Raw genomic sequence first — 20,673 nt, 5'->3', positions numbered from 1 at the left:
GGGAAGAAAGAGCTGTTATTTCTTAAACACGTTCAATAATCAAAGCAATACCTTGACCGACACCAATACACATTGAACAAAGTGCATATTTGCCACCTGTTGCTTCAAGCTGATTGAGTGCAGTTGTGACCAAACGTGCGCCAGAAGCACCAAGAGGATGACCAATGGCAATTGCGCCCCCATTTGGATTCACTTTTGCTTCGTCATCGGCTAAACCAAGATCTCGTGTGACAGCCAAGGCTTGTGCTGCAAAAGCTTCATTCAGTTCAATGACATCCATTTGCGCAAGTGTTAGACCAGTTTGAGCGAGGAGTTTTTTAATCGCAGGTGCAGGTGCAAATCCCATGATGCGAGGTTCAACACCAACAGTGGTTGCAGCAATAATTTTGGCACGGGCTTTTAAAGCATACTTTTCTATTGCATCATCAGATGCGATTAAAAGTGCTGCCGCACCATCGTTAATGCCAGAAGCATTTCCTGCAGTGACAGTGCCTTCTGCTTTCACAACAGGTTTTAATTTATTTAAACCTTCTAGCGTTGTTGAAGCGCGTGGATGTTCATCGGTATCGAGAACAATGGCATCACCTTTACGCTGTGGAATAGTCACAGCAATAATTTCTTTCTCAAAAAAACCTTTAGCCTGTGCTGCAGCAGTGCGTTGTTGACTGTTTAATGCAAACTGGTCTTGGTCGGCACGATTGATATTGAATTGTTCTGCAACATTTTCAGCCGTTTGCGGCATGGTGTCTACACCATACATTTCTTTGAGTTTTGGATTGATAAAACGCCAGCCCATCGTTGTGTCTTCAATCTTTTGACTGCGTCCATAAGCAGATTCAGATTTACCCATCACAAAAGGTGCTCGTGACATGGACTCTACGCCACCTGCAATAATTAAATCTGCTTCGCCTGCTTTAATTGCACGAGCTGCCATCGCAATTGCATCTAAAGATGAACCACATAAACGGTTCACTGTAGTTGCAGGAACTTGATAGGGTACACCAGCCAAAAGTGCCGACATACGACCGACATTGCGGTTGTCTTCACCTGCTTGGTTGGCACAGCCATAAATGATATCGTCGACTTTTTCCCAATCCACAGATGGATTGCGTTGCATCAAAGCTTTGATCGGAAGTGCACCAAGATCGTCTGCACGAATAGGTGCTAAACCGCCTGCATAGCGTCCAAATGGTGTGCGGATAGCGTCAATGATGTATGCGTTTTTCATTTTTAAATCCTTGTAAGAAGGCTCCTCCCTTTTTAAAGGGAGGCTGGGAGGGATTCAAAAAATGAGGATAGAGTTCTGAATCCCCCTAAATCCCCCTTTATAAAGGGGGACTTTCTTTTATTTATGCAGTTGCATCAAACAACTTTGCACCCGTCATTGACTGTAATTCCTCAAAGCTCAGTCCTTCAACTTTTTCAATCACTTTCAGACCTTCTGTTGTTACATCAATCACGCAAAGATCGGTGTAGATACGATCCACACATTTCAAGCCTGTGGCAGGGTAGGTTAATTCAGCAACGATTTTCGGTTCACCTTTTTTAGTCACATGATCAGTTGTGATAAAAACTTTTTTTGCACCGACAGCCAAATCCATTGCACCACCTACCGCAGGGATTGCATCAGGTGCGCCTGTATGCCAGTTGGCAAGATCACCATTTTCAGCAACTTGAAAGGCGCCCAATACCGCAATGTCTAAGTGACCACCACGCATCATCGCAAATGAATCACCATGATGAAAAAATGCACCACCCGTCAGCATGGTGACAAATTCTTTGCCCGCATTAATCAGTTCAGGATCTTCTTCACCTTTTTCTGGTGGAGGGCCAAAAGCGAGTAAACCATTTTCAGAGTGTAAAAACACATCTTTGTCTGCTGGTAAATAATTTGAGATTTTAGTTGGTAAGCCAATCCCTAAGTTGACATAAGCACCATCAGGAATGTCTTGTGCTACACGTTCAGCAATTTGATCACGACTAAGTTTGCTATAGCTCATAGTATTCTCCGATTTCAATTACTGTGCAGTCGTGTCAGTAGCACCGACAGCAACAACATGTTGAACAAATATTCCTGGCGTGATGATGTGTTCAGGATCGAGTGCACCCAGTTCAACCACTTCAGAGACTTGTGCAATAGTGATCTCTGCCGCCATCGCCATAATTGGACCAAAGTTACGCGCAGATTTACGATAGACCAAATTGCCCCAACGGTCGCCTTGGTGGGCTTTGATTAAGGCAAAATCAGCTTTGATTGGGTTTTCTAAAACGAAGTCTTTACCTTCATAATTTAAAGTCGGTTTGCCTTCTGCCAACAAAGTTCCAAAACCTGTCGGTGTGTAAATTGGACCAAGCCCCATACCCGCCGCTTGAATACGGCAAGCTAAGTTACCTTGTGGTACGAGTTCGAGTTCAATTTTGCCTGCACGATACAATTCATCAAATACCCATGAATCAGACTGACGTGGGAATGAGCAAATAATTTTACGGACTGCACCAGATTTCAAAAGTTTGGCTAAGCCGTAGTCACCATTGCCTGCATTGTTATTGACAATGACAAGATCTTTGATGCCTAGCTCAATCAAACCATCAATGAGTTCCGCAGGCTGTCCTGCCGTACCGAAGCCACCAATCATTACGGTTGAACCGTCTTTAATTTGGGAAAGAACTTCCTTGAGGGAAGTTGAGCTTTTATCAATCATGTGACTAACCTTATCTACATTTTCATGAATTGCTATGCATAAATATCATTTCAAAATACTTATGCATAAAAATTTATGCCTGCACATTTTTTAAAAGCTGAATATCAATTTGAAATATTATGGTGCGTTATTCAGTTTTAAATAATGTGGTATAAAACGGATTCAAACCATCCTAAGTAATTAGAATGGTTTGATTTTTTTGATCAGGTGTCATCTTCACGAATTGAAGAAGGATGACGGTTCAAGGCAGTGACTTGAATATCCATATAAGGATAAAGCGGTAAGCCTTGTAAGATATTGTGCAATTCTTCATTACTCTCAACATCAAAAATACTGATGTTTGAATATTGACCTGTAATACGCCAAATATGACGCCATTTACCTTGTCGTTGCAAATCTTGAGAATATGCTTTTTCAACGGCTTTAATTTCATTGGCTTTATCGCTTGGCATATCTAAAGGGATATGAACGTCCATTTTGACTTGGAAAAGCATGGTGACTCCTTCAATTATTGACGGCGTAGGTTGTCGATTTTGTCTTCATCCAATTCAATACCCAAGCCTAAACCTGTTGGGATTTTCAGCTCAAAATTTTCGTACTGAAGTGGCGTTTTTAAAATTTGTTCAGTGAGTAGTAATGGACCAAACAGTTCAGTGCCATATGCTAAGTTACTGAAAGTAGCGAATACATGTGCAGATGCAACAGTACCTACAGGACCTTCCAACATCGTTCCGCCATAGAGGTCGATCCCTGCAAGGGTGGCAATTTTCCCAACTTCGCAGCCTTCGATTAAACCGCCAGACTGTGCAACTTTAACGGCAAAAACTGAGGCTGCATTATGTTTTGCCAGCTCATAAGCACTTTGTGGACCCATTAAGGATTCGTCTGCCATGATCGCGACATCGAACTTACGTGTAAGACGTTGCATTGCATCAATATTATGAATCGCACAAGGTTGTTCAATCAGATCCACACCACCATCTTGCAGCATTTGAATGCCTTTAATTGCAGTGAGTTCAGACCAAGCACGATTAACATCGACACGAATAGAAATGTCATCACCTAATGCTTTTTTGATCGCCAACACATGTTCGACATCTTGTTCAACTGGGCGTGAACCAATTTTCAGTTTGAAGACATTGTGACGTTTGCTTGCGATCATTTTTTGTGCTTCAGCAATGTCTTTTTCCGTATTACCTGAAGCGAGCACCCATAGCACCGAAATGCTATCACGCAAACGACCACCTAACACTTCACTCAAAGGCAAGCCTAAGCGTTGTGCTTGAATATCAAGTAGAGCCGTTTGAATCGCACATTTTGCAAAACGGTTGCCATTGATATTGCGGTTAATTATTTGCATGGTTTGAGCAACATTCAAACCATTTAATGTTTTTAATAATGGCGCAAAATAAGTATCAATATTGGTTTTAACACTTTCTGGACTTTCTTCGCCATAGCCTAAGCCACCGATTGTGGTTGCTTCGCCCCAGCCGATAAAGCCGTCTTCAGTGCTTACTTTCACCAGTACTAAGGTTTGTGTTTGCATTGTTGCAACCGCCATCTTATGCGGACGGATGGTTGGAATCTCAACAAGCAATGTTTCTATGGACTTATACATTGCAAATATTTCTTAAATGTTAATCTATTTATATACCCTAAATTAATGTAATATCTTAAACTAGAGCCAAATTGGTATTTTTAGATACTTAAAAGGTATATAAATGGAGATTTAAAAAATGGAATTACGTCATTTACGTTATTTTGTGACGGTTGTCGAAGAGCAAAGTATTACCAAAGCAGCAGAAAAGCTTTGTATTGCTCAACCGCCTTTGAGCCGACAAATTCAAAAACTAGAAGAAGAGTTAGGGATTTTATTGTTTGAACGTGGTTCTCGTCCTGTGAAAACCACAGAAGCAGGGCAGTTTTTCTATCAACATGCGGTACAAATCCTAACGCATACCGCACAAGCGACCTCTATGGCAAAACGTATTAGCTCGGTCAATAAAGTCGTGCGCATTGGTTATGTCAGTTCTTTGCTTTATGCATTATTGCCGCTGATTATTTTTTTATTTCGTCAAAAAAATCCTGACACAGAAGTTGAACTGATTGAATGTGGTACCAAGGATCAAATCGAAGCATTAAAACTGGGTAAAATTGACATCGGTTTTGGTCGTCTAAGAATTAGTGATCCGGCGATCAAACGGATTTTAATGCGCAAAGAAAAGTTGCTTCTGGCAGTACATAAAAATCATTTTCTTGCGCAATATATTGAAAAAGGGGTGTATTTATCTGAAATTACCAATGAATTGATTTTTTCTTATCCAGCCTCACAAAAACCCAATTTCTCTACACTCATTCAGTCTATTTTTACCGAATTAGGCTTAGTCCCTAAAAATATGCAAGAGGTGCGTGAAATTCATATGGCATTGGGTTTGGTTGCATCGGGAGAGGGAATTTGCTTGATTCCTCAAAGTGCCAGTGAAATTGGTATGCGTAATTTAGTTTATATTCCGATTTTAGATTTGGAAGCTTATAGCCCGATTTCGATGTCCATTCGGAATATGGATCAGAGTGCTTATATTCCTAATATTTTAGAATGTGTACGTGAAGTTTTTGAAGCAGAAGGCATTGATTTATTGATGAATGCAGACTGAAGGTCATTCTATTTTTAGCTTGCAATAGATCGACTTTCAAGGGTTTTTGCGTGACACTTTATAGGATTTGCAACAATATTTTATTGATAAAATATATTTTTAAATTGAAAATTACATTTAAATTTGTATTATTGGTAAATCATTGGCGCTAAATAAGGATAAATTATGGCACTAAATAAAGAAGCAGCAATTCAAAGCACATACACTTTACATGAATTGATTCAAGCGGTATTTAATGCAAAAGGTACGGATGTTCAACTTGCCGAACTGATAGAATATTTCACTCAAGATTTTGAAATGGTGGGTGCAGCAGGTAAACGTATTCAATATGAACAGGTTGTACAGTTGTTTAAAAATAATCAAGGTAATATTCCTGATTTAAAAATTGTCATTTCTGATGCAGAAATTGTGATGCAAAAAGATGATGCAATTTTAATGAATTATACTGAAACCCATCACAAAGATGCAGGTGTAACCAGTCGTCGTGCTTCAGTCTTGTTGGTGGAGCAGGATGGGAAAATGTACTGGCGCTATTTACAAGAAACGTTCTTAGCTTAAGCCTATATTGCGGTTTTAGAAAAATAGCGAGTCAGCAATGGCTCGCTATTTTATTTGAAAATGAATAAAACAGTATTGAAATATATCAATATTTTAAAAATATGATAATAGTATAGTCAAAAGGTATAAACATATACTTAAATTTATATGGAAAATTACATTAATAATTAAAATAATAGGGTGAGAGATAAATCTTTATATGTTTATAAATCTTTTAAAAATAAAGGAATTTATAAAACATAAATGGATGCTATTTATCTCTACACGGTCGTAATGACTGCATCTAAAGACTGAGTACAACAATTTTAAAATATTTGGAAAGGATTTCCATAATGTTCAAATTCAATCGCTTATATCAAGCGCAACGTGGTGTAAATCTAGCATTTTTAGCTGTTCTGAGTGTAAATACCGCTTATGCAGATTTTTGGCAGGACAGCCAAAAATCGGTGTATTTACGAAATTTTTATGTGGAACGAGATTTAGAGGGCACGAACAAAGATCTTGGAAGTTGGTCGCAAGGATTAACGGGTCGTTTTGAGTCGGGTTATACCGATACACCCGTACAAGTCGGTTTAGACCTTGGTTTTCAATATGCACTGCGTTTAAGTGATCATAACGAAGAACGATTGGATACGGTATTTCATTATGATACAGCGGCAGCTAAACAAGAGCGTGACTTTTTAAAACTGGGCGCAACTTTAAAACTGAAATATCAAGATACTGAACTCAAAGTAGGTGAGTTATTTCCCAAAACACCTGTATTGGCGATTGATGATTCGCGGCAGTTGGTTACTACTTTTGCAGGCGCAATGTTAGAAAGTAAAGAGATTGAAAATTTAAAAATCTCAGCAGGTCGTTTTACCCATATCAATGCACGTGATGATGATGAGTTTGAGAAATTAACTTTAGCTGGCTCAACCGATCCAAACAAAGAAAGCGATGGTTTAAATTTTGTCGGTTTGGATTATAACTTTAATCCAAAATTATCAGGTGCATACTGGTTTGGACAACTCGAAGATATTTATCAACAACATTATTTAAATGCAGCTTATACCGAACACGTTGGCAAAAGCAAAATCAAAGTCGATGCACGTTATTTTAACTATACCGAAGATGGCGATGCTTATTTTGGTGATATTGATACACAGTCAGTTGGTCTACAAACGACCATTCAAAATGGTGCAAACACCTTAACCGCAGGTGTACAAAAGCATATGGGCGAACATGCAATCCCTGTATTGGGAGGCTATGTTCCACAACCATTTTTACAAAGTTGGTCATCATTAGGTTTTTATCGTGCCAAAGAGTTTACTTGGCATGTTTTATATAGCTATGACTTTAAAGAAGCAGGTATACCAGGTTTAAAACTTACTTTACGTTATCTGAACGGTAGTGAAATTTATCGTCCAGGCTTAAAAGATAACCAAGAAACTGAGAAAAATGTCATTGTCAATTACACCATACCTGAAGGCACCTTTAAAGGTTTAGGCTTTGAGTGGCGACATATTCGTGCAGATATTAAATATGGCGCAGGAAATACACGTGGCACAGATTTTGTCGAAGATCGTATTGCAACCACATATACCTTTAAATTTTAAAGTCTTAAACTGGAGGTATAAAAATGAAGGATCACTCAGCTCATGATTTCACATCAGCAAAATTGTTAAAAAAAGCATGGTTAGTTACTGCCTTACTGATGATTTTTCAAATGATCAATTTTGCAGATAAAGCCGTTTTGGGGCTGGTTGCTGAATCAGCGATGGCAGAGCTTGCAATGACCAGTACCGAGTTTGGTTTTATTGGCAGCTCATTTTTCTTTTTATTTGCAATTTCAGGGGTTGTGGTTGGTTTTGTCGCAGGGAAAATTCAAACCAAATGGATCATTTTAGTGATGGGCGTGAGCTGGGCAATATTACAGTTCCCAATGCTATTTGGTGGTGGTGCAATGGCGCTTTTGATTACTCGAGTGATTTTAGGTGCTGCCGAAGGACCCGCATCTTCGATTAGTTTGCAACATGTACAAGGTTGGTTTGAGCCTACTGCACGTGGCTTTCCAAGTAGTATGGTAGCTGCTGGTACTACAATCGGTCCGATTATTGCTGCGCCAGTCTTGGCGTCTATCATCGCACATCCACAATTAGGCTGGCGTTGGGCTTTTGGCTTTTTGGGCATAGTTGGTCTGATTTGGACAGTGATTTGGTTCTGTGTATGTAAAGAAGGTCCATATAGCCATATTGGTGATACATCTGAACAAAAAACAGTACAAAACGATGAGGTCTTAAATGCTGATACACACAGCATCGCAGCAGTTGTAGATCAACTGCAACCTGTTTCATATATTCAGATTTTTAGTTCGAAAATGTTTATTGTGGCGGTATTAACAGGAATTGGCTGCTTTTGGCCACTAGGTTTTCTCACCACATGGTCACCTAAATATATTGCGACGGTGGCACAGTTAAGTCCGCAAATGGTCGGTACACTGTCCACATTGCCATGGATTTTGGGAGCTTTTGCATTGATGTTTGCAGGGTATATTTCACGTATCCTCATGAAAAAAGGACATACTGTTCATGTGGCACTTGGCATCAACTTTGGCGTGATTATTTTAATTTCTGGCATTTCATTTTTGTTATTACCACACACTCAAGCAAATTTGGCAATTTTATTGATCACCATTGCTGCTGGGGCAGCCATGACTTTTCCACTTGCAACCATGACTGTGGGTTATAGTGTGTGCTCACAACAACGTGCAGCAGTGATGGCAACATTGGTGTCCTTGTCATCTATTGGTGGAATTGTATCACCTTTAATGGTCGGGCATTTGATGGATCGGGCAGGGTATGTACAACCGCATAAGGGGGAAATGCTATCAGAACAGATGGCTGCAAACTTAATTTATGGAATGAATCAAAGTTTTACTTATATTGGTGTGTATTTGGTTGTTGTTGCTATTTTAGCGATTTTATTTCTAAATCCAGATAAAACTGCAAAACAACTGAACTTAAAATCCATTTAATAAAGACCCTATTATTTTAAATACTAAAAAGCCTGAGTCTAAACTCAGGCTTTTGATTTTTAGCTTGCTTAAGGTTTGTATATCCCCAATTGTGCTAAATGTAGTCTTAGAATCCGTCTTAGCTCAAGTACAGCTTGTGGTGTTTCTTGAATAGAATGGCCACCTTTGATGATAATCTCAGAAGCAGCACCATCTAAATGTGCGCTTTTATAAGGTACGATTCCATCAGACATCACATCAGGGTCTTCACTGTTGGTGCTATTGCCGATGATAGAATGATAAACCATTCCTTTTTTAGGCATGACATTTTCAGTGAGTTGAGTAAATTTGGAGTTATTACTGAGATCACTCGGACCATTTTGAATAAGACCATTGCCCACATCTTTTAAAAAGTTTTGCACACTTAAGTCTTGATCTTGAATCGTATCAGCCAACGCACCTAAGAACGCACCAGGAAGTTTAATGATCTTACGTGCCGCTAAAGTAAACCAACGATCAGCAAACTCAGTGCCACGATGTGGTGAAGAAAGGAAAATAGCTCGATCAAAGTTGTTGATCGGTTGCATATTTAAACGTGCGCTAAATATAGGGTCGTCTTTAAAGCGATTTAATTGACGGTTTTTTAGTAGCTTAAATGCAGGCTGAGTTAAATTAATATCACTCACCAATAAGCGAGAAATAATACCCCCCATACTGTGACCAACTAACACAGCATCTTTAGCGGCAGGCGTGTCTTGGCCAATATAATTGAAAGTTTGATTAATAATGGCATTAATTTGATAACGACTTTCTAAAATCGGCATATTGGTTGAGTAGAATACTTGCCATACTTGATAATGCTCACGAAGTACGTGATCGCCCATGATATCGTTGGTTAAACGAATCCATGCTTCAGGACTGCTGGCTAAACCATGAACTAAAACAATGACTTTTTTGTTGGGGTTAAACGGCTCTAACATATACAAATGTGGCATGGTGAGACGTTGATCTCGATCTATCAAAGTGAGATAAGCCGCAGCACCTAGATTATTTTCAGCCAACCATAAACCATAAGGCGCAGAAAAATTTGCAGCAAGTGGATATTCTTTTTTTGCCACTTGGATTTTTTCTATTGAATAGGGGTCATAAATCTTTAAGCTAAAATTTGGATTATGCAGAATTTCATCCACACTTTCGCCTGTTTTGGGCTGTGCTGTAATACTGACTGCCAAATAACGTGGGTCATGGATATTTGGGTTGACACCGCCTTGGTAGTGGTGATGAACAGGATCGACAATATATTTGTCTTCCTCTGCTTTTTTAGGCGCAGTCAAAATGGCAACAAATTCTGCACCGAAACCGTCTCTGCGGTTAAGAGAGCGTAAACCTGAAAAGTTGAGATTATAGCTTGACAATAAATTTTCGACTTCTTCTGTATTTAATTGCGGGTAGTGACTATAGTCAATGCTATAAATACTTTTCCCGATTTTAATATCTTTGGGAACTGTTTTATTGCCTTTGTGGCGTAAACCATAGCTAGTGATCATTTTGGCTAAGGCTTGATTATAAAAATCTCGAATTTGGACTTGTCTGTTATCAAAAATTCGATCTTGAGGTTGACGTTCTGTTTTAAACAAGTAGGCATAACTATAACGAATACTCTTGTCTAACATTGCCAGTTGCTGGTCTAAACAATCGTCATATGTAGTTTGATTTAGCTTTTGTTTTTCTTCAGATTGGTGTTTAGAAATTATACTAATTTTACAGCTAGATGAATTGCTGAGCGCAATGGCTTTTGCAAGATAAACTTCACTTGCCGTAGATAACAATTGTTCATCTTGTATCTGTGGAATTTTTTCTAAGTCTTGAATACATTGATCAGGTTGTTCAGTACATTTTTTGGCTTCGCTGCCTGTCATTGACAAGACATTTAAACTTGCCTCACTGATTTTGTTACGTGTGAGAATGCTGTCTCGCTCATTGGCGATGGTCACATTCACTTTCTGACTTTTTACACTGACAACTTGACAGCCATTGAGTAGCAAAGGCGTCATCGCAGCAAGGATAAGCAGTATGTTTTTTTTACTGTGCTGCATGAGCATCCTCTACACAAATTAATTTTAGAAAAATCATACGATATTGCATGAAAAATTCAATTTTTTTCACAAAAAAATAGGTTGATGAAACTCAACCTATTTTTTATGTTTCAATATCGAAACTTTGCGCAATTATTTAGATTGAGCAGGGTTTTTCAATATTTGCCAAACATTGTAGCGACCTTCTTTTTCAACTTCTTGAACTAAACGGTCAACAACTTCTGCTTCATCTGGATATTTTACTTTGTAGTTTTTCAAAGTTTGAAGCGCATTCTTTTTTTGATCCATCCATAAGTAATTATTTACAGAAGATAAATATGCTTCTTGTACGCCAGATTTCATTGCATTATTTAAATAAGGCATCGCTTCTTTTTGACCGCCACCTTCAGATAAAGAGAAACCAAACCATAAGTTTGCTTCTTGGTCATCTTTGTTAATTTTTAAAATACGTTGAGCATAGTCCAGTGATTTTGTGGTGTAACTTGAACCTAAATCTAAATTACGCCCCATGATGCTGGCTTTAAATGCACGGATCAAGATATCAAATGATGCATTTGGGTTCGCTGCAAGTGTATCTAATTGAGCAGAAACCTCTTTTAGTTTACTTTCAAAACCACGACGTTCTTGGCGATCGGTAAACTGTGGTGGATAGTGACGTGCTTTACCTTCAACCATTTGTAAAAAATCATCGATATTGGTGATATCAATTTCATCTTGTCCAGCAATTACTGCATATTTTAAGGCACGTTGGGTATTGTTGACTGTTGGCACAATCAGTTTATTGGTATCTAAAATGATTTTCGCAGCAGGATTATTTGGATCAGGCACTTCCATTTTTTGTACAGGTGCTGCTGCTGCTTTTTGTAATTCTAATTCAAAAACAGGAGGTTGGTCGTAGTTAAATGGATTCAGTGCATAAAAAGGTGGTGAAATTTCTGGTTCAGTGTAGACGATTGGTTCATTGTTGACAGCTTTTTCGGGAGCTTTATTGATTGAGGTTGTAGAACACGCAGCAAGTAATGAAGCTGAGAAAATAGCGACTGCTAAGGGCTTAATCGTCATATTTGTCTTCCAAGAATTTGTTGTATAAGTCAAAATAAATATGCGTATCAGTCTAAGAAAAGTCATGTAAACATGCAACGTTTAAAGCTTTAAGTTTTAAAATTTATACAGAATATACACGTGTTTTACTGAATCTATTTTTAAAGTGATGATCATTTGGTAAAAAATGCCCAGTTTAAGCTAGGCATTTTTAAATTATTTACTCTGCGCTTCACATTCACGGCGAAGTTCATCAATAATTTTTAACTCTTCGTCACTAAATGGCGTTTCTTTGGCTTGTTGTTTATTAAAGGTAGGGTCAAGCAAAGATAAGCGGTGACATAAATTATTCATTCGCATTTCATTGTGTTGAATACGCTCAAGTAAAACACGCATACCTTCAAGCATCGGATCGGATTGATCTTGGGTAGCTGCATATGGTTGGAAACCAATACTTTCAGCATAATCACGGCGTTGTTTTTCTTGCACATTGTCTTTTTCTTTATCTTTGAAAATTAAACGTGCAGGACTTCCCACAGCCGTTACACCTTCAGGAATGGCTTTGGTAACAACTGCATTTGAACCGACTTTGGCATTTTTACCTACAGTAAAGGGGCCTAAAATTTTTGCACCTGCACCTACCACAACGCCATCTTCAAGTGTCGGATGACGTTTGCCTTTATTCCATGTTGTACCACCTAAGGTCACGCCATGATACAGGGTAACATCATCGCCAATTTCAGCGGTTTCACCAATCACCACCCCCATGCCATGATCAATAAAAAAACGTTTACCGATTTTTGCACCTGGATGGATTTCAATACCTGTAGCAAAACGACTAAAAGAGGACAAAATACGCGCTGAGGTTTTACATTCTTTTTTCCATAATTCGTGCGCAACACGGTGCATAATTAATGCATGAATGCCGGGATAAGTGGTTAAAACTTCAAATGTATTGCGTGCAGCAGGATCACGCGCAAACACAGCTTGGATATCTTCTTTGAGCTGTTTCAGCATCAGTTTTGATCCTCTTTCGATTTTGAACTTTTCCATGTGCCATTATTCAAGGCTTGAACTCGGCTAAATATGCCTCGAAGTAAATGATATTCCATTTTGTCTAATTGTATACGTCCAAATAAACGGCGCAAGCGTAATGGTAATAATCTTGGATTTTTTGGATCCATAAATTCAATTTCTGCCAACATTTTTTCGATATGGGGATAGAATTGTTCCATTTGTTCGTGCGTGACTAAAGGCTCATCCCAGTGCATATCTTCAGAATCCGTCACATGCATTACCGCTTGATCATCATGTTTTTTATCTGAAAATTCTATCGCTGCCATACGCATTTCATAGCAAATCACTTGAATGGCTTGCGCAACATTGAGCACCCCATAATTGGTATTTACAGGAATAGTCACATGATAGTTGGCTAATGCCAACTCTTCATTGGTCAGTCCTCGATCTTCACGACCAAAGACAATGGCAATTTCTTGCTGTTCTTGTATCACGGCTTGCATTGATTTTTGTGCAGCAGGACGTGCATCTAGTAAAGGCCAAGGAATAGTACGACTACGTGCGCTTGTACCAAACACCAAATGACAGTCTTTAATTGCGTCTTCTAAAGTTTCAACGATTTCAATCTGTTCAATCAGATCGGTTGCACCTGCTGCCAACGCATCAATATCCGGATGCGGATAGGTTTTTGGTGCAACCAAGACTAATTTTGATAAGCCCATTGTTTTCATTGCACGTAGCGCACTACCAATATTTGCAGGTAAAGTGGTATTGACCATGACAATACGCACATGGCTTAAATGCTGCGAAAGTGCAGCATTATCAATAATATCCATGATATTTCCAAAAATTTAGCTTGAATGAGAAGATGTTAAGAAAATTGACTGACTTCAGCGTTATACATGTCCATTGCATCATCCATACTCATATCCTCTGGTGGAGGAGCAACTTGGGTAGGTTGGGCAAGTTCTCGATAATCCACAGTTTTTGCAGCCTTAGACTTGACTTGATATTGGATATGAATGGCTTCTTTACCAAAATATTCACGCAGTTTAAATAGTAAATCATCCAGTGGAGCAACTTTCCATTGTGCGCCCAAATGCACATCTGCACTGGCATAGTCATAATCAACTTGAATTTGGAATGGAATATGCTGACACATATCAACATTACAATAGGGAAGCAGAATTTTTTGTAGATCCGTGGCTAAAGTTTTGCTGATCATATCGGGCTTAAGTTCAATGGCGATAGAATTTGCCCGTTTTTGACGGATTTCATTGAGGCTAAAAGCTTTGGTTAAACGTCCCATCGGGCGATCAAAACCTTCACGCTCATAAATTTCGCCTTCAATCACCACCACTTTTTCATTTTGCAAAATGTCTTTAAAACGTTGGAAACGTTCATGATTCGCTGAAACTTCAATACGTGCTGTACCATCATCGAGCGTAATCATCATGCGGTTTGGAAAGTTAGCGACATCCACGACTAATCCTGCAAATACCGTGGTGACACCACGACGAGTAGGGGTAAGCTCATTAATACGCTGAGAAATAAAAGACTTTAGTTCAGGACGATATACATCAATCGGATGACCTGTCAAATACAAGCCTAAAGTATCTTTTTCACCTTTTAAACGAACTTCATCTGACCACGGTTTCACAGGTTTTGCTGGTTTACGCTGAACTTCTTCAACTTCACCAAACAAATCCATGATGCCAGTTTCACGGTTAGAACGGGCTTGTTCAGCAGCTTGTACGGCTTCAGGTAGTTGCGCCATGATGGTCGAACGTTCCATCCCTAAGCAATCTAAAGCACCTGCACGAATCAGCGCTTCGAGGGTACGTTTATTGATTTTTTTCAGGTCAATACGATGGCAGAAATCAAATAAATCTTTATAAGGACCATCTTGCTCACGTGAATCAATCACGGATTGCATGGCTTGTTCACCAACACCTTTGATCGCACCTAAACCATAAATAATGGTTTTTTCATCGCTGGCATAGAAATGGTAAAAGGACATATTAATAGACGGTGGCAGTACTTCTAAGCCATTGATACGACAGTCATCAATCAAAAATACGATGTTATCGGTATTTTGCATTTCCGAAGACATGACTGCTGCTAAAAACTCAGACGGGTAATGTGCTTTAAGCCAAGCAGTTTGATAAGCCACTAAGGCATAGGCAGCTGCGTGGGATTTGTTAAAACCGTAGCCTGCGAATTTTTCCATATAGTCGAAAATATGGTTGGCTGTTTTTTCATCAATGTCTTTTTTTGCAGCACCTTCAATAAAGATTTGACGTTGCTTAACCATTTCTTCGGGTTTCTTTTTACCCATGGCACGACGTAAAATGTCCGCACCGCCCAAAGAATAGCCTGCACAGAACTGTGCGGCTTGCATCACTTGTTCTTGGTACACCATGATACCGTAGGTCGGTTCGAGTACACTTTCAAGCAAAGGATGTAAATACTCAAACTCACCGCCATGCATACGATGAATAAAGTCTGGAATGAGATCCATCGGGCCTGGACGATATAAAGATACGAAAGCGATAATCTCTTCAAACTTACTTGGGCGTGCTTCTTTGAGCATTTTTTTCATGCCCACGGATTCAAACTGGAATACCGCAGTGGTATTGGCATCAGCGAATACGGTATAGGCATCTTTATCGTCTAAAGGAATATGCGCAATATCTAAAGGAATCTCTGATTGGATACGTTTATTAATATTTTGAACAGCATCTTCGATTACGGTTAAATTTCGTAGACCTAAGAAGTCGAATTTAACTAAACCTGCAGCTTCAACATCATCTTTGTCGAATTGGGCAACACGGTTAGTACCATCTTCATCGCATAAAACTGCTGAATAATCAGTGATTTTGGTTGGTGCAATGACAACACCACCTGCGTGCTTCCCTGTATTTCGAGTAATGCCTTCGAGTTTAAGAGCCATTTCCCAGATTTCGGCAGCATCTTCATGATCAGGATTGGATGGGTTGGTGACAATATCTTTCAGTTGGGGTTCAGCTTCAATTGATTCTTCTAAGCTCAAACCCAATGGTTTGGTTGGAATCATTTTAGAAATACGGTCAGCCAAACCGTAAGATTTACCCAAAACACGCGCTACATCTCGAATCGCACCTTTGGCAGCCATTGTACCAAAGGTTGCAATCTGAGAAACTGCATCACGACCATAGTGACGTGCGACATAGTCGATGACTTTATCTCGACCTGCGATACAAAAATCGACGTCAAAGTCGGGCATGGAAACACGTTCAGGGTTTAAGAAACGTTCAAAGAGTAAGTCATAACGTAATGGATCTAAGTCAGTAATTTTTAGACTAAAAGCCACCAATGAACCTGCACCAGAACCACGCCCTGGACCGACAGGAACGCCATTATTTTTTGACCATTGAATAAAGTCCATAACGATCAGGAAGTAGCCAGGGAATCCCATTTTATTGATAATGCCAAGCTCATAGGCAAGTCGCTCATCATAAGGCTTGCGTATTTCTGCCCAATCTTCATCTCGTTTTTCAACAGGATATAAAACAGCTAAACGTTCTTCTAAACCTTCTTCAGACAAATGTTCAAAGAAAGTGTTAATGGTATGACCTTCAGGGATTGGATAGTCTGGTAAGTCATGGAAACCTAAGCGTAAAGACACCGTACAGCGCTTAGCAATTTCAACTGTATTTTGAATTGCACTGGGAATGTCGGAAAAGAGTTCAACCATTTCCGCTGAACTTTTAAAATATTGTTCAGGACTATAGTTTTTCGGGCGTTTGTCATCACCTAAAACATAACCATCGGCAATACAAACACGTGCTTCATGTGCTTCATAATCCTCAGGTTTAATAAAATGCACATCATTATGTGCAACCACACCGATATTATATTTGCAGGCAAGTTTTACCGCTTCTTGATTAAAGTCTTCTTCTCTAGGACGATCAGTACGTGTCAGCGCTAAATAGACACGATTGCCAAATTTTTCGATCCACTCTTCAAGCAAAGGCTCGGCTTTCTGTGGGTTCGAAGACACCAACATTTGCCCAACATCACTGTGTAAACCGAGCAGAACGATAATGTCTTGTTGTTGTTCTAAAATCCATTGTTTTTGAACACATGGTATAGAAAGTTGCTGACCTTCAATAAATCCTCGTGACACAATTTCAGTCAGACTGCGCCAACCTTTTTTGGTCATTGCCAGTAAAGTTACTTTATGCTCAGCATCATTTAAACGAATAGTACTGCCAAAAATAGGCTTAATGCCTTTACCTAAACATTTATTATAAAATTTAACCGCTGCATGTAAGTTAGATAAGTCTGTAATGGCTAAAGCAGGCATTTCATCCTGAGCGGCAGCTGAAATCAGATCAGGTATCCGTACGATCGATTCTGTAATCGAAAACTCTGTATGAATACCAAGATGAACAAACTGCATAGATGAATCCCTTTTTAAACCGCCTCTGATTTTACCACGCTTCATTTATATATGCAGATGAAACTTGACCGAACTTATTTTGTTAATGAATGGTTGAATATTTTGCAATCATTAAAAAAAATTAATATCATCGAGTTTTACAATAATCTAACGCGAACTTTCTGAAAGGAAATACATGAAAATTAGAACACTTTTACTCTTGGGTTGTTTAGCATTACCAATTACAACTATGGTTTATGCAGAAGAAGTTCAGTATAGTGCAACATTGGTCAAAAAAGCACAATCTGGTGATGCGCAAGCGCAATATGACTTGGGTGAGGCTTATTATCAAGGTTATGGCGTTGAAGAGGATTTAGATAAAGCTTTAGAATGGTATAAAAAAGCAGCAGCAAAAGGCAATTTAGATGCAATTTACTCGATTGGGTATATGTATGATGAAGGCGAAGCTGTTGAAGAAAACAATGTAGAAGCTATGAAATGGCTGTTAAAAGCAGCGGAAAAAGGGCATTTACTGGCACAATATCGTTATGGTTTCACCTTAGAGTCAGGTGAAGATGGCGTAAAAGCTGATCCAAAAAAATCAATCATGTGGATCACAAAAGCTGCCGATGGTGGACTGTCTGATGCTCAATATCACCTTGGTTATAATTATGAGATGGGTGAGTTTGTAGAAAAAGATCTCAAAAAAGCGATTAAGTATTATGAGCTTGCAGTGGCACAAGAAAATCGTGATGCACAAAATAATCTAGGGGTTTTGTATCATGATGGTGAGGGTGTAACTCAGGATTATGCTAAAGCACTTAAACTGTATACGGCTGCTTCAGAACAAGGCAATGAGCTTGCATCTTCAAATATTGGTGTTTTATACGAAAATGGCGAAGGTGTGAAAAAAGACTTTAAACGTGCAGCAAAATATTATGAGTTAGCCTATGAGCAAGGCGACCATACTGCACTAGAAAGTTTGGCAAACTTGTATGAAACAGGTGGTTTTGGTTTGAAGAAAGATTTAAGCAAAGCCAAAGAATATCGTGAAGCTATTGATGCGACTGCCGCAGCAGAAGATTGATGGTTATTTTTAAATAAGCGCCAATGTGGCGCTTATTTTATTTGAACATTTAAATTAATATTCCCAAAACATACGCTGAATTTCTTTGGCATCTTTAGTTTTGGTAAGCGCAAGGGCAGCAAGTAGTTTAGCCTTTTGTGGATTTAAATCATGTGCCACCACCCAGCCGTATTTATCATCAGGTTGTTCAGCGTTTCTGAGTACAAAACCTTGTGGAACTCGTGCTGAGCGAATGATTTGTACGCCTTGTTGCTGTAACTGGTTCAAAGTAGGTACGATATAATTGGGAACTGAACCATTTCCTGTCCCTGCATTAATAATCGCTTTCGCACCTGCTTTTGCATAAGCTTGATACGCATCAGGCAGCATATTGCCAGAACCGTATACAATTTGTACCAGTGGTAAAGCATCTCCTTGAATATTTTCAATATTAAACTCAGAAGAGTTGTTAAATCGTTTTGCAACATTTCTAAACCAATAAGGTTTACCTTCAACCAATGTTCCTAAAGCCCCCCATTGGCTAGCAAAGGCATTGGTATGAATATTGATGGTCTTGGTGACATCACGTGCTGCAAAAATACTATCATTCATGAGCACAAAAACGCCTTTACCTTTAGCGCTATCGGCTGCTGCAAGTGCAACTGCACTATAAAGATTCAAAGGACCATCGGCAGAAAGTGCTGAAGGTGGGCGCATCGAGCCAACCACGACAATTGGTTTATCTGTATGTACGGTTAGACCTAAAAAGAATGCTGTTTCCTCTAAAGTATCTGTACCATGTGTAATCACCACACCGTTTACATCTGGTTTTTTGACCAGCTCATTGACTTTACGGGCAATGGTTAAAAGTTCTTTATCCGTGATACTTTCAGATGCAATTTGTAAGGCTTGTACACCTGTCACATTGGCTAAATTTTGAATCTGTGGAACAGCATTCAATAAATCATCTACAGGAACTTTGGCTGCGGTGTAAGTTGCACTATTGGTTGAGTTTGCACCTGCACCTGCAATTGTCCCGCCTGTAGCAACTACCACAACATTATTTTTGGCAAAAGTTGAAAAGGGTAATAATAAACCCAGACTTAAAGTGAGTGCTGTCAGTGTTCTTTTCATCGTCTTTCCTTATTGAAGTTAAGTACAGTCCAAGCATTTTTTGTACCACTTTTAACTTAATATAAAGAATGATGTTTTGCACATACCTTTTTTAAAATGTGTTTTTTTGAATAATCACTCAAATTTATGATTATGTTTCATAATGAAGTTATGATTTCATTCAGAAAGAGAAAATAAAAGCTCACCTGAAATAACCAAACACACTTGACCATAAATATAAACGCGAGAGTGATCTTCATTTAATTCGCATTTCAATTGCCCTTTACGTTTACCCCCTTGTTGTGCGGTTAATAATGTTGAATTCAGTTTATTTGTCCAAAAGGGAGTGAGGCAAGTATGTGCTGAACCAGTCACGGGATCTTCATTCACACCAACACGAGGACCAAACCATCTAGAGATAAAATCAAAATTGTTTGATCGGGCTGTGACGATTACGCCACGGGTCGGGATTTGAATGAGTTGATTAAAGTTTGGTTGAAGTTTTTCAATAATTTGTTCATTTTTAATTTCAAGTAAAATGTCATCCGCTTGCCAAGCACTAAGAACATCATCTTCTGCAATCCCTAAAGCAGCCAATAATTGATGATTAATTGCAATTTTTTCGAGTTGCTTGGTGGGAAAATCCATGCATAAATAATCGTTTTCTGCTTTAGAAACGATTAATTCACCACTAAGTGTGTAGAACTTAATTGAAGATTGTGAGTAATTTAATTTATTGAAAATAACCCAAGCTGCGGCAAGTGTCGCATGTCCACATAGCTCGACTTCTACAGTAGGTGTAAACCAGCGCAAGCTAAATCCATCATTTTCCTTCACAAAAAATGCAGTTTCTGAAAGATTATTTTCTTCAGCAATTTTTTGTAGGGTGTCATCATCAAGCCAAGCATCGAGTGGACAGACTGCTGCAGGATTTCCATTAAAAGCAGATTGTGTAAAAGCATCGATTTGGAAAAATTTAATTTTATGCTGATTCATTTTTATTACTTA

The 20,673-nt window shown here is 38.9% G+C and carries 17 protein-coding genes; 5 read left to right on the top strand and 12 right to left on the bottom strand.

Annotation, left to right across the window (positions count from 1 at the left end; genetic code table 11):
- Nucleotides 1–22: 22 nt before the first annotated feature.
- The 5 genes from pcaF to HUS24_RS05715 form a co-directional block, all read right to left on the bottom strand.
- Complete coding sequence (gene pcaF / locus HUS24_RS05735) at nucleotides 23–1,228, bottom strand: 3-oxoadipyl-CoA thiolase (protein ID WP_173911114.1); 1,206 nt, start codon at nucleotides 1,226–1,228, stop codon at nucleotides 23–25.
- A 121-nt stretch (nucleotides 1,229–1,349) separates the two neighbouring features.
- A complete protein-coding gene (locus HUS24_RS05730; RefSeq protein WP_171532166.1) occupies nucleotides 1,350–2,000 on the bottom strand; it encodes a 3-oxoacid CoA-transferase subunit B in 651 nt (216 codons plus the stop codon).
- 18 nt (nucleotides 2,001–2,018) lie between these two features.
- Nucleotides 2,019–2,702: a 3-oxoacid CoA-transferase subunit A gene (locus tag HUS24_RS05725; RefSeq protein ID WP_171532165.1), complete on the bottom strand. Its 684-nt coding sequence runs from the start codon at nucleotides 2,700–2,702 to the stop codon at nucleotides 2,019–2,021.
- 203 nt (nucleotides 2,703–2,905) lie between these two features.
- Nucleotides 2,906–3,196 (bottom strand): muconolactone Delta-isomerase, encoded by a 291-nt coding sequence (catC, locus tag HUS24_RS05720; protein WP_005406041.1) that lies wholly within the window; start codon nucleotides 3,194–3,196, stop codon nucleotides 2,906–2,908.
- Nucleotides 3,197–3,210: 14 nt separating this feature from the next.
- Nucleotides 3,211–4,320, bottom strand: coding sequence for a muconate/chloromuconate family cycloisomerase (locus HUS24_RS05715; protein WP_173911113.1), 1,110 nt, complete (start codon nucleotides 4,318–4,320; stop codon nucleotides 3,211–3,213).
- A gap of 118 nt (nucleotides 4,321–4,438) precedes the next feature.
- On the opposite strand from HUS24_RS05715, the gene catM reads away from it, so the two are divergent.
- From catM to HUS24_RS05695, 4 genes are all read left to right on the top strand, one after another.
- Entirely contained in the window at nucleotides 4,439–5,356 is a 918-nt protein-coding gene (gene catM, locus HUS24_RS05710) for a cis,cis-muconate-binding transcription regulator CatM (protein WP_173911112.1), read from the top strand.
- Between the two features lie 165 nt (nucleotides 5,357–5,521).
- Nucleotides 5,522–5,914 (top strand): DUF4440 domain-containing protein, encoded by a 393-nt coding sequence (locus HUS24_RS05705; RefSeq protein ID WP_173911111.1) that lies wholly within the window; start codon nucleotides 5,522–5,524, stop codon nucleotides 5,912–5,914.
- Between the two features lie 332 nt (nucleotides 5,915–6,246).
- Nucleotides 6,247–7,512, top strand: a complete 1,266-nt coding sequence (locus HUS24_RS05700; RefSeq protein ID WP_173911110.1) for an OprD family outer membrane porin — start codon at nucleotides 6,247–6,249, stop codon at nucleotides 7,510–7,512.
- Between the two features lie 23 nt (nucleotides 7,513–7,535).
- Nucleotides 7,536–8,930 (top strand): MFS transporter, encoded by a 1,395-nt coding sequence (locus tag HUS24_RS05695; protein ID WP_173911109.1) that lies wholly within the window; start codon nucleotides 7,536–7,538, stop codon nucleotides 8,928–8,930.
- Nucleotides 8,931–8,998: 68 nt separating this feature from the next.
- Here HUS24_RS05695 and HUS24_RS05690 read toward each other — a convergent pair whose 3' ends face one another.
- The 5 genes from HUS24_RS05690 to dnaE all read right to left on the bottom strand — a co-directional run bounded on the left by HUS24_RS05690 (nucleotide 8,999) and on the right by dnaE (nucleotide 17,507).
- Entirely contained in the window at nucleotides 8,999–11,011 is a 2,013-nt protein-coding gene (locus HUS24_RS05690; RefSeq protein WP_173911108.1) for a triacylglycerol lipase, read from the bottom strand.
- Nucleotides 11,012–11,137: 126 nt separating this feature from the next.
- Nucleotides 11,138–12,067: an ABUW_2363 family tetratricopeptide repeat lipoprotein gene (locus HUS24_RS05685; RefSeq protein WP_173911107.1), complete on the bottom strand. Its 930-nt coding sequence runs from the start codon at nucleotides 12,065–12,067 to the stop codon at nucleotides 11,138–11,140.
- A gap of 195 nt (nucleotides 12,068–12,262) precedes the next feature.
- Entirely contained in the window at nucleotides 12,263–13,063 is an 801-nt protein-coding gene (cysE, locus tag HUS24_RS05680; protein ID WP_173911106.1) for a serine O-acetyltransferase, read from the bottom strand.
- Nucleotides 13,063–13,899 (bottom strand): RNA methyltransferase, encoded by an 837-nt coding sequence (locus HUS24_RS05675; protein ID WP_173911105.1) that lies wholly within the window; start codon nucleotides 13,897–13,899, stop codon nucleotides 13,063–13,065. Before HUS24_RS05675 ends, cysE begins: the two co-directional genes overlap by 1 nt.
- Nucleotides 13,900–13,934: 35 nt before the next feature.
- Nucleotides 13,935–17,507: a DNA polymerase III subunit alpha gene (dnaE, locus tag HUS24_RS05670; RefSeq protein ID WP_173911104.1), complete on the bottom strand. Its 3,573-nt coding sequence runs from the start codon at nucleotides 17,505–17,507 to the stop codon at nucleotides 13,935–13,937.
- 175 nt (nucleotides 17,508–17,682) lie between these two features.
- Here dnaE and HUS24_RS05665 point away from each other — a divergent pair, with 175 nt between their 5' ends.
- Entirely contained in the window at nucleotides 17,683–18,573 is an 891-nt protein-coding gene (locus HUS24_RS05665; RefSeq protein WP_173911103.1) for a tetratricopeptide repeat protein, read from the top strand.
- 54 nt (nucleotides 18,574–18,627) lie between these two features.
- Here the strand turns inward: HUS24_RS05665 and HUS24_RS05660 are convergent, their stop codons facing one another.
- Together HUS24_RS05660 and HUS24_RS05655 are read right to left on the bottom strand one after the other, a co-directional pair.
- The gene (locus HUS24_RS05660) at nucleotides 18,628–19,686 is read right to left on the bottom strand and encodes a type II asparaginase (RefSeq protein ID WP_173911102.1); all 1,059 of its coding nucleotides are present in this window, start codon (nucleotides 19,684–19,686) and stop codon (nucleotides 18,628–18,630) included.
- Between the two features lie 156 nt (nucleotides 19,687–19,842).
- The gene (locus HUS24_RS05655; protein WP_173911101.1) at nucleotides 19,843–20,661 is read right to left on the bottom strand and encodes a PhzF family phenazine biosynthesis protein; all 819 of its coding nucleotides are present in this window, start codon (nucleotides 20,659–20,661) and stop codon (nucleotides 19,843–19,845) included.
- Nucleotides 20,662–20,673: the final 12 nt, after the last annotated feature.

Source organism: Acinetobacter sp. Marseille-Q1618 (genome assembly GCF_902809855.1).
In the GTDB taxonomy this organism is placed as follows: domain Bacteria; phylum Pseudomonadota; class Gammaproteobacteria; order Pseudomonadales; family Moraxellaceae; genus Acinetobacter.
The sequence above is the reverse complement of the archived record's forward strand: the minus strand, read 5'-3'. Positions and strand labels throughout refer to the sequence as shown.

Coding starts and splice junctions, on each gene's coding strand:
- pcaF (WP_173911114.1), bottom strand. CDS start 1,228: ATGAAAAACGCATACATCATTGACGCTATCCGCACACCATTTGGACGC.
- HUS24_RS05730 (WP_171532166.1), bottom strand. CDS start 2,000: ATGAGCTATAGCAAACTTAGTCGTGATCAAATTGCTGAACGTGTAGCA.
- HUS24_RS05725 (WP_171532165.1), bottom strand. CDS start 2,702: ATGATTGATAAAAGCTCAACTTCCCTCAAGGAAGTTCTTTCCCAAATT.
- catC (WP_005406041.1), bottom strand. CDS start 3,196: ATGCTTTTCCAAGTCAAAATGGACGTTCATATCCCTTTAGATATGCCA.
- HUS24_RS05715 (WP_173911113.1), bottom strand. CDS start 4,320: ATGTATAAGTCCATAGAAACATTGCTTGTTGAGATTCCAACCATCCGT.
- catM (WP_173911112.1), top strand. CDS start 4,439: ATGGAATTACGTCATTTACGTTATTTTGTGACGGTTGTCGAAGAGCAA.
- HUS24_RS05705 (WP_173911111.1), top strand. CDS start 5,522: ATGGCACTAAATAAAGAAGCAGCAATTCAAAGCACATACACTTTACAT.
- HUS24_RS05700 (WP_173911110.1), top strand. CDS start 6,247: ATGTTCAAATTCAATCGCTTATATCAAGCGCAACGTGGTGTAAATCTA.
- HUS24_RS05695 (WP_173911109.1), top strand. CDS start 7,536: ATGAAGGATCACTCAGCTCATGATTTCACATCAGCAAAATTGTTAAAA.
- HUS24_RS05690 (WP_173911108.1), bottom strand. CDS start 11,011: ATGCTCATGCAGCACAGTAAAAAAAACATACTGCTTATCCTTGCTGCG.
- HUS24_RS05685 (WP_173911107.1), bottom strand. CDS start 12,067: ATGACGATTAAGCCCTTAGCAGTCGCTATTTTCTCAGCTTCATTACTT.
- cysE (WP_173911106.1), bottom strand. CDS start 13,063: ATGCTGAAACAGCTCAAAGAAGATATCCAAGCTGTGTTTGCGCGTGAT.
- HUS24_RS05675 (WP_173911105.1), bottom strand. CDS start 13,899: ATGGATATTATTGATAATGCTGCACTTTCGCAGCATTTAAGCCATGTG.
- dnaE (WP_173911104.1), bottom strand. CDS start 17,507: ATGCAGTTTGTTCATCTTGGTATTCATACAGAGTTTTCGATTACAGAA.
- HUS24_RS05665 (WP_173911103.1), top strand. CDS start 17,683: ATGAAAATTAGAACACTTTTACTCTTGGGTTGTTTAGCATTACCAATT.
- HUS24_RS05660 (WP_173911102.1), bottom strand. CDS start 19,686: ATGAAAAGAACACTGACAGCACTCACTTTAAGTCTGGGTTTATTATTA.
- HUS24_RS05655 (WP_173911101.1), bottom strand. CDS start 20,661: ATGAATCAGCATAAAATTAAATTTTTCCAAATCGATGCTTTTACACAA.